This window comes from Halorientalis sp. (genome assembly GCF_028275115.1).
In the GTDB taxonomy this organism is placed as follows: domain Archaea; phylum Halobacteriota; class Halobacteria; order Halobacteriales; family Haloarculaceae; genus Halorientalis.
The window spans coordinates 48,321-61,418 of the sequence record NZ_JAQCNH010000024.1; the positions used below are offsets into that span (position 1 = coordinate 48,321).

A 13,098-nucleotide genomic window follows, 5' to 3' on the forward strand; every position below is an offset into this window, starting at 1 on the left:
CCCCCGGAACGGAGGGTATGCACGTAGTCGTCAACGCCGCGATGAGTGCCGACGGCAAGCTCTCCTCGCGGGAGCGGACACAGATCGAGATTAGCGGGCCCGACGACTTCGCCCGGGTCGACCGGCTGCGAGCAGAGAGCGACGCAGTGATGGTCGGTGTCGGCACGGTGCTGGCCGACGACCCGTCGCTGACCATCGACAGCGAGGAACGCAGGCAGGCACGCCGGGAGCGCGGCGAGCCGAAGAACCCTGCGCGCGTCGTGGCCGACTCCCGAGTCCGGACGACGCCGGACGCCACGGTTCTGAACGACGCGGCCCACAGTTATCTGCTGGTTAGTCAGGCTGCGCCGACGGACTTCGTCGAGCAGATGGAAGACGTCGGCGCGACCGTCATCGCCACCGGCGAGGACCGCGTGAACCTGACGACCGCCCTCGGAAAACTGGAGGGTGACGGGGTCGAGCAGCTGATGGTCGAAGGCGGCGGCGAACTCATCTTCTCGCTGTTCGAGACGGGACTGGTCGACGAACTCTCGGTGTTCGTCGGCCCGAAGCTCATCGGTGGCCGCGACGCCCCGACGCTGGCCGACGGTGACGGTTTCACCGGGGACTTCCCGGAACTGGAACTCCGGTCGGTCGAGCGACTGGACGCGGGCGCACTGCTCGAGTGGGCCGTGCGTTGAGAGGCGATTGCCGTCGAAGCCCGGCCGCTCAGTGGTCGTGACCGGTCATGTCGGCGAACGTCTGCCCGAACCGCTCCTCGAACAGGTCCATCGTCACGTGTTCGGCGGCTGCTACGTCTTCGCCGGGTTCACCTTCCGCGTGGTGGATCGCGCCGTGGATGCGCTGGGCCATCCCGATCATCGCGATGTCGCCGACGATTTCCGGGTCCGTCTTCGCGTCCTCACGGAGCATCTCGAGCAGTCCAGTCGGGACCTCGAGTTCGTCGCTTGTTCCAGTCTCCGTCTCTATCGTGAGCGTCGTAGTGTCCTGACCTGCCATAGCTTCCATTGGCAGAGCGTGCTAAAGCATCTGTTGGGTTGAGTACGCCGCTCTAGCGTATCTCCCCCCGGCAGTCGCGGTCCTCGGGCCCGTGTCCCGGCACTCGGGGGTCGCGCCGAGGGGTGCCGGACACGCGGTCCGGGTCGCCTCCACGCTCGTCGTTACCCCGTGTTCTGGTACGACCACCGCCTGCTCCGCGACGGGGAGGAGCCGGGAAAAAAGACACCGCCTAACGCCCGTCAGTCGTCGGCTTCGGCGCTCGCGCTTTCGGCCTCGGCCGGCGCCGCCGTCACTGCCTCTTCGAGATAGTCGTCGGCGTCGAGCGCGGCCTTCACGCCCATGCCGCCTGCGGTCGCGGCCTGCTGGTAGTGGTGGTCCACCACGTCGCCAGCGCCGAAGATGCCTTCGATGGCAGTTTTCGTCTGGCCGCCGCCGTCACCGCCCTGTGTCTGGAGGTAGCCGGCGTCGTCCATCTCGACGCTCGTGCCGTCGAGATACTCCGTGTTGGGCGTGTGGCCGATGGCGAGGAACACTGCGCCGACGTCGAGTTGCAGCTGCTCGGTGCCGGGGTCGTCGAGCTTGTTGGTCGGGTGGCCCTCGTGATGACGCACCAGGTCCACGTGGTCGACGCCGTCTTCCTCGGTGCCGTGAATCTCGACGGCTTCGGTGTTCTTCAGGATCTTTACCTCGCCGTCGTCGACTTTCTCGTGGATACGGTCGACCCAGTAGTCTTCGGCGCGGAAGTTCTCGCGCCGGTGGGCGATGTAGACGGTATCGGCGAACTTCGTGAGGAAGTTGGCCTCCTCCATCGCGGCGTCACCGCCGCCGACCACCAGCATGTCCTCGCCGCGGAAGAACGCGCCGTCGCAGGTCGCACAGGTCGAGACGCCGAAGCCCATGAGTTCGTCCTCGCCGGGGATTCCCAGGGTGCGGGCGCTCGCGCCCGACGCGGCGATCAGCCCGTCGCAGGTGTAAACCGTCCCGTCGCGCAGTTCGACGCGGAACGGTCGGTCGTCGGCTTCCACCTCGGTGACGACCCCATGGTCGATCTCAGTGCCGAACTGTCTGGCCTGTTCTTTCATGTTGTTCACCAGATCGGGGCCACTGATCCCGTCGGGAAAGCCGGGGTAATTGGCCACGTCGGTAGTCAGCGTGAGTTGCCCGCCCGGCTCACCGCCCTCCAGAACGAGCGGGTCGTTGTTCGATCGAGCTGCATAGATCGCGGCGCTCAGGCCCGCAATTCCCGAGCCAGCGATGATGAGTCTCCGGTGTTCGACAGCTTCGTCAGTCATACGAAAAGATAGTCGAGGGCCGCGTATTAACTCTACGCTGTCCTGTGTAGCCCGGACACGGCCGTCCCGGTTCCCGGACACGGCGACACCCTTAGGACCGGACGCCGAGATAGGTTGAACATGCCCGCCGATCTCGACGAGAAGACCGACCGCTACGAAGACCTCTTGGCCGAAGCGCTCGCCGCTGCGGAGGTGACCGCCCCACCGGATTCGCCGCTGGGCGAGGCCGCCGCCGAGTGCGAGGAGATGGCTCGTTCGTATCTCGAAGACGGCCGTCACTTCCGGGACGACGACCCCGTCAACGCTCTCGCCGCGTTCTCCTACGGTCACGCCTGGCTCGATGCCGGCGCACGGATCGGCCTCTTCGACGTGCCTGAGGAGGGACACCTATTCACGGTGTGACGACATCCCACGACAGCCAGGCACCGAGCGGGCACCAACCCGAAGTAGTCTTCTGGTCCATCCGAGCGGAATGTTGGTGAGCATCGAGAAAGTAGTGACTGTCCGACACGAATCGGACTCGGCCCGGGATTCAGATGTAGCAGACACGGCGCGAGACACTGCGGTGGATGGGCACAGGAACGGCAGCTGTTACAGGTCTCACCGGGACCGCGAGCGCGCGATTCGGCGACGACGAAGACGGGGAAGACGATACCGAAGTCGGTGCGACCTACACTGCCCTCGCGGTCGGCCTCCTCGAACCACCCGAAGACACCGACGGGCGGGCGTTCGACGTGGTGCTGGCAGCGGACGTGGCATCGCTGTCTGACCGGTTCGGTCGAAAAAGCGCGGGTGGTATGCGGTCCCGGTCGGGCTCTTCTCGGGCGAGGCCGGCGCGTGTCGGTATTATTAACACGCGTGGGGGCACTTTGCCTGAGGGAATGGAGGGTGTTCTGTGGTACGTGCTGACTGGGACGCGTGGCGGTGCGAACCGGGCACGCATCCTCCAGACGATAGAGGCCCGTCCACGGAACGCGAATCAGTTGGCGGAGGAACTGGACCTGGACTACAAAACCGTCCGCCACCATCTGGACGTGCTGACGGACAACGGTGTCGTAGAGAAAAGCGGTGACGACTACGGCGCGGTCTACCTTCTGACCGACCGGGCGCGCCACCACTGGGACACTGTCGAGGAAATTATCGCGGAGGTCGATTAGTATGGCCGGATTTGGGAAAGAGTATATTCACCGACGGGACGAACGGAGGAACAGATGGGAGTCTGGTTGACGGCGGCGGGCGCTGCTACCGCGGTGAACATCGTTCTGCTCGTGGCCCTGCTCGTGATCTGGGGTCGTAACTATCGGCAGTTCCGCTCGAAACACGCGCTTGCGCTCTCGTTGTTTGCCGCCCTCCTGCTCGCGGAGAACGCTCTCGCGTTCTACTACTACGTCCTCGACCCTCAGGTCGCGACGCTGCTGAACAACGCCGCGCCCGTCGCCGGCCGCGCGATGATGTTCGTGCAGGTGCTGGAGCTCGGCGCTCTGGTCGTGCTCACCTGGTCGGCGTTCGACTGAGCCACTCTGCACGCAGTGTCCACTTCTCTGTCGTTCCCGACGGTTTCGGCACGAATTTGGGTGAGAGTGCGGTGGATTTCCGGCAAATCCATTTTTATGTGTCTTCGCTCTCCTCTGGTGATGGCAGACAGAACACGCCGACGCGTCATCGCAGCACTCGGTGGAACCGTCGCGGTCGGCCTGGCGGGGTGTAGCCAGGGCGGCGATTCCGGGGAGACGCCCACGGAGGCGGACACAGACACGATGACCGAGGACAACGAGATGACCGAGGGAATGGACGAGGAGACGACGGATTCCGGTATGGACGGCACCGCCATGGTTCGCGTGGCGCACCTCTCACCCGACGCGCCCAACGTCGACGTGTACGTCGACGGGTCGGCCGTCCTCGAGGACGTGGCCTTTACCGACGTGAGCGGCTATCTCGAACTCTCGGCTGGAACCCACACCGTCGAGATCACCGCGGCCGGCGACATGAGCACCTCCGTTTTCGAACAGGATCTTGAACTCGCCGCGACCGACTACACCATCGCCGCCGCCGGTGAACTGGCCGAGGATGGGGAGGCGTTCTCGCCGCTCGTGCTGGAGGACGACACCAGTGCGCCCGGCAGCGGCGAGTCACGCGTCCGTCTGGTCCACGCATCGCCGGACGCCCCGGCAGTCGATGTCACCGTCAGCGCGACCGGGAGCGCAATCTTCGACGACGTCGCCTTCGGTGAGACGGCAACGGCGACCGTCGCAGCTAACGACTACACCGTTCAGGTCCGGCCCGAAACCGACACCAACGACGGAGACGTCGTTCTGGAACGGGATATCTCGGTGAACGGCGAGACCGGTTACACTGTCTTCGCCGCCGGCTACCTGTCACCGGACGACGAACCCGGTGACGAGGCCTTCCAGTTGGTCCTCGCGCAGGACACCGGGTCGATGTAGCGCACGCGCCGCCACACTCAGGTCCACGCATCGATAACCGGACGACCTATCAGCGATACTGACCCGAGCAAAACCGCCCGACAAAACCACGGTAACGATGCCCACACGGCCGCAACCGCGGGCTCGAAACAGGGAAAAATTTATAAGGTTTTCGCACTTACGGTAGGTTAGGAAGTCGCCGGCAACTTCTTATTGCTTCTGCCGCCGGCAACCCAGCGTAAATCCCCCATGAGCGACACTACAACCCGGACGATACCGAATGAACGCACAGACGAAGAGGTCACAGACGAAACCAGTGAGACCGAGTCGACCACGACCTGCCCGGAGTGTGGTGGGAATCTCGTGAACGACACGGAACACGGCGAGACGGTCTGTGAGGACTGCGGCTTGGTCGTCGAGGAGGACGAAATCGACCGCGGGCCGGAGTGGCGGGCGTTCGACGCCAGCGAACGCGACGAGAAGTCCCGCGTTGGCGCCCCGACCACGAACATGATGCACGACAAGGGGCTGTCGACCAACATCGGCTGGCAGGACAAGGACGCCTACGGAAACTCCCTGTCCTCGAGCCAGCGGGAGAAGATGCAGCGGCTGCGCACCTGGAACGAGCGGTTCCGGACCCGCGACTCCAAGGAGCGCAACCTCAAGCAGGCACTGGGCGAGATCGACCGCATGGCCTCCGCGCTCGGCCTCCCAAAGAACGTCCGCGAGACCGCCAGCGTCATCTACCGACGCGCGCTGGACGAGGACCTCCTGCCTGGCCGTTCCATCGAGGGCGTCGCCACCGCGGCGCTGTACGCGGCGGCCCGCCAGGCCAACACCCCCCGGAGCATCGACGAGATGATCACGGTCTCCCGGGTCGGTGAGATGGAGATGACCCGGACGTACCGCTACATCGTCCGCGAACTGAACCTCGAAATCCAGCCCGCCGACCCCGAGAGCTACGTTCCACGGTTCGCGTCCGACCTCGACCTCTCGGACGAGACGGAGCGTCGCGCACGGGAGCTACTCGACAGCGCCCGCGAAACCGGTCTACTATCCGGGAAGTCACCGGTCGGTCTGGCGGCCGCCGCCGTCTACGCCGCCTCGCTGCTCACCAACGAGAAGGTGACCCAGTCGGAAGTCTCCGAGGTCGCCAGCATCTCCGAGGTAACTATCCGTAATCGGTACAAGGAACTGCTGGAAGCCGAACACGACCTGACGGCGGCCTGAACGGCCGTTTCGCTCCTGGGGCAGACACAGCGTGCGAACCAGCGGCAACTTTTTTGCCCCTGCCGCTTGTCAACAGGTCACATATGACCGAGACCTACGTCCGGTTGCTCTGCCCCGAGTGTAAGAAGGAATGGGAGTCGTCTCCGAAGGACCTCCCCCCGCACAAGCGGACGTTTCACTGCCCGAACTGCCGCGCGAGTCGGCGACTCGCGGAGTTCACGCGCACGGAGCACGACTTGGAGACACTGAAAACACTGGGTTAGCCGCTCGTGGCAGAAATCGCGCCACAGGCCTCACACCGTAGGACCAGTGCCCCACGTTCGCGTTCGAGGTTCGTATCTGGCAGTCCACACTCCGAGCAGAGGACGAACTCGTCGACGTACTCGTCGAGTGCCTCCTGGATGCGACGCTGACCGAACTCCCCCGTCAGTCGCGCACGCCCGCTCTCGTCGATGTGTCCGCTGGTCCCGAGGTCGTTCTGCAGGTGTTTCATGACGTGGTCGTCCTCGCGCCCCAGACGTGTTGTCGTGTCCTGATAGTTCTCGTAGACGGCCATGTTCCCCTCCTGGCGGACCTCCGGTTCGGGGACGTCGAACCGGTCGCTGCTCCCCTCGATGTCGGGTGTCCGTTCCATCGCCCGGTCGAGTTGGTCCTCGTAGTCCATATCCGGGGTTGCCGTGCGCGAGTCAAAAACCTTTCAGCCGAGCGCGCGCCAGCGTCGAACACAAAAATACACTCATTGTCGGAGAGTAAACAACTCGTTACTGGTTCCGTCCCGGCTGCAAAATATTTGAAAACCCGTGCATGGACGGCGCTACCGCAGGGCCGTATGTTAACGAGACTCAGAGTAGTACTATAACTCTTCAGATGTTACGAATTGGTGACTATGAAAAAGCAGGAGCTCATCCATCTTCACGGCCTGCTTGCACAGGTGCAGAACCACTACGAAGAAAAAACAGGGAACGACGTCGAGCACGACGAGTACGAGCGTGTAAGCGTTCAGCCGACCTCGATCCACATGTCCAAGGACGACCACAAGGACGCCGTCTTCGCGCTGGCCGGGGGCATCACCTCGGAAATGGGCGAAGAGAAGTCCGAACAGGTTCCAGCCGCTGCCGACTGAACAGTCTCTCTCCGTTCTCGCGACGACCCGTACACGGACAGCACTGGCCACGGGTCGTCCCGTCACGTGCCCGAGTAGCTGGAAATCCGTCGAAGGCAGCGTTACTCGTCGATGAGTTCCTCGAACTCCGGCAGCACTTCGCCGTCTTCTTCCTCCCGCTCTCCGGTCTCCGTGTCCGACGTGATCTCGTCGATCGTGGTCTCGGCCTCTCTCTCCGCCGTCTCGTCTTCCGTCTCTGCCGTGTCGTCGTCCTCTGACTCCTCGTCGATCGGCTCGATTTCGAGAACGTCGAGCGGGATGTTCTCCAGACGCTGGCCGATCTCTTTGCGAGCGATCCGGGCGGCGTGTTCCTCCCGCTCGACGTTGAACACGGTCATCTCCAGTTCGAGGGCGACCAGACTCTCGTCTGCGGCGATGAACGCCGGTTCCTGCTCCTCCCCACAGTGCGGACAGGAACGTTGTCCCATATTAATCTCGACGTAGTTGAGGTCGGGATTGAGCATCTCGCCGGTTTTCGAGATAGCGATTCGGACCGCTTCGTCCGGTGTTTCCACGTCGTAGACCGGAACTGCGGCCTCGACGACGACTCTGCAGTTCATGATTTGCTGTTAATTGTCCAACCGTAAGAAGATTGGTGTCCGTTCACGCGGTATTTGCTACCTTGCCTGGCTCCAGGGGGCCGCCGCGTCGTGTGGTTCGAACTCGAAACCTCCAAACGGCTTCGGTCCCTCCGACTCGACGATGCAACGGGGCCGTATCGACGCGACGACCCTGGCCGGTGGCGTCGACCTCCAGTCGACCGTCGAGAGTGGCCAGTCGTATCTCTGGGCGCGAGAGGACGGCACCACGTACGAAGAGGAACGGGCACACGGCGGCGACGCCTGGTACTGGACCACGGTCCGCCCGGGGGACCGGGGCGAACCCGCCGTTCTCCGCGTCCGCCAGACCGACAGTACGCTAGAGTGGGAGTCTCGTATCGACGCCGAGCCACACCTCCGTCACCTGCTCCGTCTCGACGACGACCTCGGCGCCATCCGCAGCGTCACCCCGGACGACCGCCTCCTCCGGGAGGCGTTTGAGGCGTACCGCGGCATGCGTCTGGTCCGGGACCCACCGCTCGGCGCACTCGTTTCGTTTATCTGTTCGGCCCAGATGCGGGTCGGTCGCATCCACGGCATGCAGATGGCGCTCCGCCGCGAATTCGGCGAGCAGGTCGCGTTCGACGGTGAGACGTACCACACCTATCCGACGCCCGACGCGCTGGCCGACGCCACGGAGGCGAAACTCCGCGATGTCGGCCTTGGATACCGCGCGCCGTACGTCAAGCGGAGCGCTGAGATGGTCGCTGACGGGGAGGCCCGTCCGAACGAGGCGCGAGACCTGGCGTACGAGGATGCCCGGGAGTCGCTCACGCGGTTCGTCGGCGTCGGCGAGAAGGTCGCCGACTGCGTGTTGCTGTTTTCGCTCGGCTTTCTGGAGGCGGTCCCGCTGGACACCTGGATTCGAACGACTATCGAGGAGTACTACCCTGACTGCGAGCGGGGGTCGTACGCCGAAACCTCGCGGGCGATTCGTGCGGCCCTGGGCGGCGAGTACGCCGGCTACGCCCAGACGTACGTGTTTCATTACCTCCGCAACGGTGGCGAGTAACCAAGGTTTTCTTTCGCGGCGGGAGAATAGACGTGCATGAGCGAACGCATCCGTGCACACGTCCACGTCACCGGCAAAGTGCAGGGGGTCTACTACCGGGCGAACACACGCGATGCCGCCCGTGAACAGGGCGTCGACGGTTGGGTCCGCAACCTGGACGACGGTCGAGTCGAGGGCGTCTTCGAGGGTCCCGAGAGCGACGTGGAGACGCTAGTCGAGTGGTGTCACGACGGGAGTCCGCGGGCACGGGTCGACGAGGTGGCCGTCGAGTACGAGGCGCCAGAAGGGCTGGACGGCTTCGAGGTGAAGTGGTGAGGTGGTCGGATACGACTCGCGGGCGCAGTGATCGCGCTCTGTATCCTGTACATCGCTCTCAACCCATCGCTACAGTCGTTGGCGGCAGAACTCCAGCCGTGGTCCTCTCGACGTTGGATCGTGATCTGGATCGCCGAGCGTGAGGTCGCCTGTGCAGGACTGAAAATCGTCGGCCAGACCGTGCTGACGATTCCACTACTGCTGATCACGACTGCCGCTGCGGCGATTGTCGTCGGTCGCCCGGCCTACACCGGCGCTCCCCTTTTCGATCGGACGGTCGTACTGATAATCGCCGTCGGGACGACCCCGACGGAACGAACTATCGGTTTCGCTCGATCGGTCCAGAACTACGCAGGGGCAGTCAGATCCGGAGCGGTCGACGAATCGGAGATCGAGCCGATTCCACTCAGCTATCTCGCGTTTGTCGATAGCGTGGGAATCGCGGCCGTCTTCAAATACAGCCTCGGGAGCGCGAACGATGCATTCGATCTGGGGATCGGGGCAGGTTCGACGGTTGCGTGGGCACTGACGGTGGTCGTATTCCTGTTTGGATTACAGCCCCGGTATGGAATGCGCCGGATGTCGTAGATGGAACGACCTTTGATAACAGCGGATGACGTACGGAGTTGTATGATGCGCGTTCAGGACCAGGCCGTCCTCGACGAGAACGCCGCCGCGCTGGGTGTCCCGCGGAAACAGCTGATGGAGTCGAGCGGCAACGCCGTCGCCCGGGTCGTCCGGGAGCTGGCAGCGCCGGGAAGCGACGTCGCGCTCGTCGCCGGCCGCGGGAACAACGGCGGCGACGCGCTCGTCGCTGCCCGGTTCCTGAAAAGATACGACGTGACCGTCCACCTCCTCGGTCGCGCCGAGACGATCACGACCGACATCGCCCGGGAGAACTGGGACGCACTCCAGCGGGCCGACATCGACGCCCGTGAGGTCCGCGACTCGGCCGGACTCGATCTGGGTGAACCGGACCTGGTCGTCGACGCGATGCTTGGCACGGGCGTCACGGGCGCGTTACGGGAGCCGGAAGCGACCGCCGCCGAGCGGGTCGCCGAGACGAACGCCACGGTCGTCGCCGTCGACGTCCCGTCGGGGGTCGACGCCAACACCGGCGAGTCGGCGGGCGCTGCCGTCGACGCCGACCACGTGGTGACCTTCCACGACGACAAGCCCGGGCTGACGGAGCTGGACGCCGCGGTGACGGTCGCGGACATCGGCATTCCGGAGGCGGCCGAACGGTTCGTCGAGCGTGGCGACCTCCTCAGACTCTCCCGGGAGCCACGGAGCCACAAGGGCGACCACGGCGAGTTGCTGGTAATCGGCGGGGGGCCCTACACCGGCGCGCCGGCGCTCTCGGCACAGGCTGCGTTCCGGGCCGGAGCCGACCTCGTGCGGGTCGCCTGCCCGTCCTCGGTCGCCCGCGAGGTCCAGAGCTTCTCCGAAGGGATCATCGCCCGGCCGTTCACCGGCGACCTGCTCGAACCGAACCACGTCGACCAGTTGCTCGACCGGGCCGTCGAACATGACGTGGTGGTGATCGGCCCTGGTCTCGGGAACGCGACGGGGACGCTCGAAGCAGTGCGGGAGTTCCTCGGCGAGTTCGACGGGCGAGCGGTAGTCGACGCCGACGCCCTGCAGGTCGTCCCGGACGCCGACACCGACGCGACCCTGCTCTGTACCCCCCACCAGGGCGAACTCCGGGCGATGGGTGGTGAGACGGACACGGACTGGGAGGAACGCGCGAATCTGGTCGCGGACTCCGCCGCCGACCTCGACGCCACGCTGCTGGTAAAAGGAGCATACGACGTGATCAGCGACGGCGAGGGGACACGCGTCAACCGGACGGGCAATCCCGGGATGACGGTCGGTGGCACCGGCGACGTGTTGGCAGGGGCTGCGGGCGCGCTCCTGGCCACACAGGAACCGACCCACGCAGCTGCTATCGCCGCCTACGCCAACGGCCGAGCCGGCGATGTGGCCGCCGACGAGTCCGGCCGCGGGTTCGTCGCCACCGACCTCGTGGACGCACTACCGACGGCCCTGTGGGGTGATGCGGATGAGTGACGGCTCCGGCGACGGGACCGAGGAGCCACTTGACGAGGTCGGCGCGACGGCCGTCGGGGGTAGCGACGAGTTGACCCACACCGACGACGAGGGCGACGTGCAGATGGTCGACGTGGGCGACAAGCCGGACACCGAGCGCCGGGCGGTCGCCCGCGGCGAAATCACCCTCAAGCCCTCGACGGTCGAGGCGATCCGCGACGACCAGGTCGAGAAAGGCGACGTCCTCGCGACGGCCCGGATCGGTGCGGTCCAGGCAGTCAAACACACCTGGGAGACGATCCCGATGTGCCACCAGATCCCGATCACGAACGTCGATTGCGAGTTCGACGTGCGCGAAGACCGGGTGACCGCGACGGTCGCCGTCGAGACAACGGGTAAAACTGGCTGTGAGATGGAGGCCCTCGAGGGCGTGACGACCGGCCTCAACGTCGTCTGGGACATGGTCAAGGCCGCCGAGAAGGACGCCGACGGGCAGTACCCCGACACGGCGATCGAAGACGTGTCAGTCGTCGAGAAACGAAAGCGAGAGCACTGAGAGGCGTCGAGGCGTCGACGACCCCCGTTTCTGACGCTTGGAGTACTTTGTGGTTGCCGGGGTAACCGCGAAGCATAAGTCCGAGAATAGCCAACTGTCGGTACAGCAATGCGCAACCTCGGACTCAAAGTACGGATGGTGATCGTCGGTTCGATCCTGTTCGCTCTCTACGCCGTCGCGGCTGCCGCCGCGATTTTCGTGTTCGGCTCTGGCGTGCTACCGATCGTCCTGATCGGGAGCGTCGTCCTCATCGGCATCCAGTACAAAGTCGGGAAGTGGGCCGCGCTGAAAAGCGTCGGTGCCGAAGACATGCCGGAGGACCGATTCCGGGAGGTACACCGGAGCGTCGAGCAACTCAGCCGTGACATGGGCATCGAGAAACCCCGGCTGATGTACGCCGACATGGGTGTTCCCAACGCCTTCGCCGTCGGCCGAAAGAAAGCCGGCATCGTCGTGGTCTCGACGGAACTGATCCAGTTGCTCGACCACGACGAACTGGAGGGCGTGCTGGCACACGAACTCGCGCACATCCGCAACCGCGACGTGGTGATGATGGTGCTCGGACAGGGCGTGGCATCGGTGGTTGCCATCGTCGCCCAGTACATCGTCCTCCTGACTGGAGACAACGACATCGCGGACTTCTTCCTGGCGATCATCGTCGGCCAGATTGTCCAGATGCTCGTGATGATCTTCGTGATGGCTATCTCACGGTACCGCGAGTACGTCGCGGACGGTGACGCCGCCGACGCTATCGGTCGCGGCGAGCCGCTGGCCCGTGCTCTGGAGAAGATTTCGGCGGGCAACGAACGCGCCAGCGACTCGGCCGTCGACGAGCAGGTCAACGCACTCTGTATCTTCGGCCGGCCGATCGGCCTCGCCAAACTGTTCTCGACGCACCCGCCGACCGAGAAGCGCATCGACCGTCTGCGCAACTGATGGTCAGTCGGGAACTGCTGTCCGCCGTCCTGGGCGTCGGACTCGGCCTCGTCTGTCTGGCGTTCCCAGGTGCAGTTGTCCGTATCAACACCGCCGGCCGGGTGCCTGGGGGACGACACGGAGAGTACGGCGACGATGCGGTCCCAGAAAAGTGGAAGTGGGTCGTCCGCGTCGTCGGTATTCTACTCCTGGCGGGCGGCGGCTACTTCGCCTACACGGTGGTGTGACCGCTGCGGTTCGCGTTGCCAAACTCGACGGTACTTTTTGTGCGTGTACAGTCAGTACAAACCGTTCTGGATTGAGAGTCCGGATGGCCGTCTCCGGCGTGGTGTTGTTCGCGTTTTATTCGGGCTGGTGATGGTTTTCGAACCACTAGCAGACCTGCCGGTGCTGGCCGGGCTGACCGCCCCGTTCGTCGCCGGGCAGTACAAATTCGGCAGGCGGATACCGATTCTGAGTGTCAGCGATGAACGGTTTTCCGAGGACGAACACCCCGAGACACAGCCGCGGTTCGACCGCCTCTCT

19 protein-coding genes are annotated in these 13,098 nt (G+C 64.6%); 15 read left to right on the forward strand and 4 right to left on the reverse strand.

All coding sequences use genetic code 11. From position 1 onward, the window contains the following. The first annotated feature begins 17 nt into the window (after positions 1 to 17). Positions 18 to 680, forward strand: coding sequence for a 2,5-diamino-6-(ribosylamino)-4(3H)-pyrimidinone 5'-phosphate reductase (locus Q0964_RS03660; RefSeq protein WP_299263529.1), 663 nt, complete (start codon positions 18 to 20; stop codon positions 678 to 680). Positions 681 to 708: 28 nt separating this feature from the next. On the opposite strand, the gene Q0964_RS03665 is transcribed toward Q0964_RS03660, so the two are convergent. After that, the gene (locus Q0964_RS03665) at positions 709 to 999 is read right to left on the reverse strand and encodes a DUF7545 family protein (protein WP_299263531.1); all 291 of its coding nucleotides are present in this window, start codon (positions 997 to 999) and stop codon (positions 709 to 711) included. A gap of 239 nt (positions 1,000 to 1,238) precedes the next feature. Continuing rightward, positions 1,239 to 2,291, reverse strand: a complete 1,053-nt coding sequence (locus tag Q0964_RS03670) for an NAD(P)/FAD-dependent oxidoreductase (protein ID WP_299263533.1) — start codon at positions 2,289 to 2,291, stop codon at positions 1,239 to 1,241. Between the two features lie 120 nt (positions 2,292 to 2,411). Between Q0964_RS03670 and Q0964_RS03675 the strand changes: the two genes are divergently transcribed. The 6 genes from Q0964_RS03675 to Q0964_RS03700 all read left to right on the forward strand — a co-directional run bounded on the left by Q0964_RS03675 (position 2,412) and on the right by Q0964_RS03700 (position 6,207). Beyond that, positions 2,412 to 2,693, forward strand: a complete 282-nt coding sequence (locus Q0964_RS03675) for a DUF357 domain-containing protein (RefSeq protein ID WP_299263535.1) — start codon at positions 2,412 to 2,414, stop codon at positions 2,691 to 2,693. A 479-nt stretch (positions 2,694 to 3,172) separates the two neighbouring features. Next, positions 3,173 to 3,448: an ArsR/SmtB family transcription factor gene (locus Q0964_RS03680; protein ID WP_299263567.1), complete on the forward strand. Its 276-nt coding sequence runs from the start codon at positions 3,173 to 3,175 to the stop codon at positions 3,446 to 3,448. 54 nt (positions 3,449 to 3,502) lie between these two features. Next, complete coding sequence (locus tag Q0964_RS03685; RefSeq protein ID WP_299263537.1) at positions 3,503 to 3,805, forward strand: DUF8036 family membrane protein; 303 nt, start codon at positions 3,503 to 3,505, stop codon at positions 3,803 to 3,805. A 120-nt stretch (positions 3,806 to 3,925) separates the two neighbouring features. Beyond that, complete coding sequence (locus Q0964_RS03690) at positions 3,926 to 4,735, forward strand: DUF4397 domain-containing protein (RefSeq protein ID WP_299263539.1); 810 nt, start codon at positions 3,926 to 3,928, stop codon at positions 4,733 to 4,735. Positions 4,736 to 4,963: 228 nt separating this feature from the next. After that, positions 4,964 to 5,944, forward strand: coding sequence for a transcription initiation factor IIB (locus tag Q0964_RS03695; protein ID WP_299263541.1), 981 nt, complete (start codon positions 4,964 to 4,966; stop codon positions 5,942 to 5,944). 83 nt (positions 5,945 to 6,027) lie between these two features. Further along, positions 6,028 to 6,207 carry a DUF7836 family putative zinc-binding protein gene (locus Q0964_RS03700; protein ID WP_299263543.1) on the forward strand — a complete coding sequence of 60 codons (180 nt, stop codon included), beginning with the start codon at positions 6,028 to 6,030 and terminating at the stop codon, positions 6,205 to 6,207. Here the strand turns inward: Q0964_RS03700 and Q0964_RS03705 are convergent. Next, positions 6,204 to 6,608: a translation initiation factor IF-2 subunit beta gene (locus Q0964_RS03705; RefSeq protein WP_299263545.1), complete on the reverse strand. Its 405-nt coding sequence runs from the start codon at positions 6,606 to 6,608 to the stop codon at positions 6,204 to 6,206. The genes Q0964_RS03700 and Q0964_RS03705 overlap by 4 nt on opposite strands. A 222-nt stretch (positions 6,609 to 6,830) precedes the next feature. On the opposite strand from Q0964_RS03705, the gene Q0964_RS03710 reads away from it, so the two are divergent. Beyond that, positions 6,831 to 7,067 (forward strand): UPF0058 family protein, encoded by a 237-nt coding sequence (locus tag Q0964_RS03710; protein ID WP_299263547.1) that lies wholly within the window; start codon positions 6,831 to 6,833, stop codon positions 7,065 to 7,067. A gap of 101 nt (positions 7,068 to 7,168) precedes the next feature. Here the strand turns inward: Q0964_RS03710 and Q0964_RS03715 are convergent, their stop codons facing one another. Beyond that, a complete protein-coding gene (locus Q0964_RS03715; RefSeq protein WP_299263549.1) occupies positions 7,169 to 7,666 on the reverse strand; it encodes a DUF555 domain-containing protein in 498 nt (165 codons plus the stop codon). Between the two features lie 142 nt (positions 7,667 to 7,808). Between Q0964_RS03715 and Q0964_RS03720 the strand changes: the two genes are divergently transcribed. The 7 genes from Q0964_RS03720 to Q0964_RS03750 all read left to right on the forward strand — a co-directional run bounded on the left by Q0964_RS03720 (position 7,809) and on the right by Q0964_RS03750 (position 12,800). Beyond that, positions 7,809 to 8,717 (forward strand): DNA-3-methyladenine glycosylase family protein, encoded by a 909-nt coding sequence (locus Q0964_RS03720; RefSeq protein ID WP_299263551.1) that lies wholly within the window; start codon positions 7,809 to 7,811, stop codon positions 8,715 to 8,717. Positions 8,718 to 8,753: 36 nt separating this feature from the next. Next, the gene (locus Q0964_RS03725) at positions 8,754 to 9,032 is read left to right on the forward strand and encodes an acylphosphatase (protein WP_299263553.1); all 279 of its coding nucleotides are present in this window, start codon (positions 8,754 to 8,756) and stop codon (positions 9,030 to 9,032) included. A 120-nt stretch (positions 9,033 to 9,152) separates the two neighbouring features. Further along, on the forward strand, positions 9,153 to 9,620 hold the full coding sequence (locus Q0964_RS03730; protein ID WP_299263555.1) for a hypothetical protein: 468 nt from the start codon (positions 9,153 to 9,155) through the stop codon (positions 9,618 to 9,620). 42 nt (positions 9,621 to 9,662) lie between these two features. Further along, positions 9,663 to 11,102: an NAD(P)H-hydrate dehydratase gene (locus tag Q0964_RS03735; protein WP_299263557.1), complete on the forward strand. Its 1,440-nt coding sequence runs from the start codon at positions 9,663 to 9,665 to the stop codon at positions 11,100 to 11,102. Then, complete coding sequence (moaC, locus tag Q0964_RS03740) at positions 11,095 to 11,637, forward strand: cyclic pyranopterin monophosphate synthase MoaC (protein ID WP_299263559.1); 543 nt, start codon at positions 11,095 to 11,097, stop codon at positions 11,635 to 11,637. Before Q0964_RS03735 ends, moaC begins: the two co-directional genes overlap by 8 nt. A 135-nt stretch (positions 11,638 to 11,772) precedes the next feature. Beyond that, the gene (locus Q0964_RS03745) at positions 11,773 to 12,573 is read left to right on the forward strand and encodes a M48 family metallopeptidase (protein ID WP_349254428.1); all 801 of its coding nucleotides are present in this window, start codon (positions 11,773 to 11,775) and stop codon (positions 12,571 to 12,573) included. Then, positions 12,573 to 12,800: a DUF6199 family natural product biosynthesis protein gene (locus Q0964_RS03750; protein WP_299263563.1), complete on the forward strand. Its 228-nt coding sequence runs from the start codon at positions 12,573 to 12,575 to the stop codon at positions 12,798 to 12,800. The genes Q0964_RS03745 and Q0964_RS03750 overlap by 1 nt, the downstream gene beginning before the upstream one ends. Positions 12,801 to 13,098: the final 298 nt, after the last annotated feature.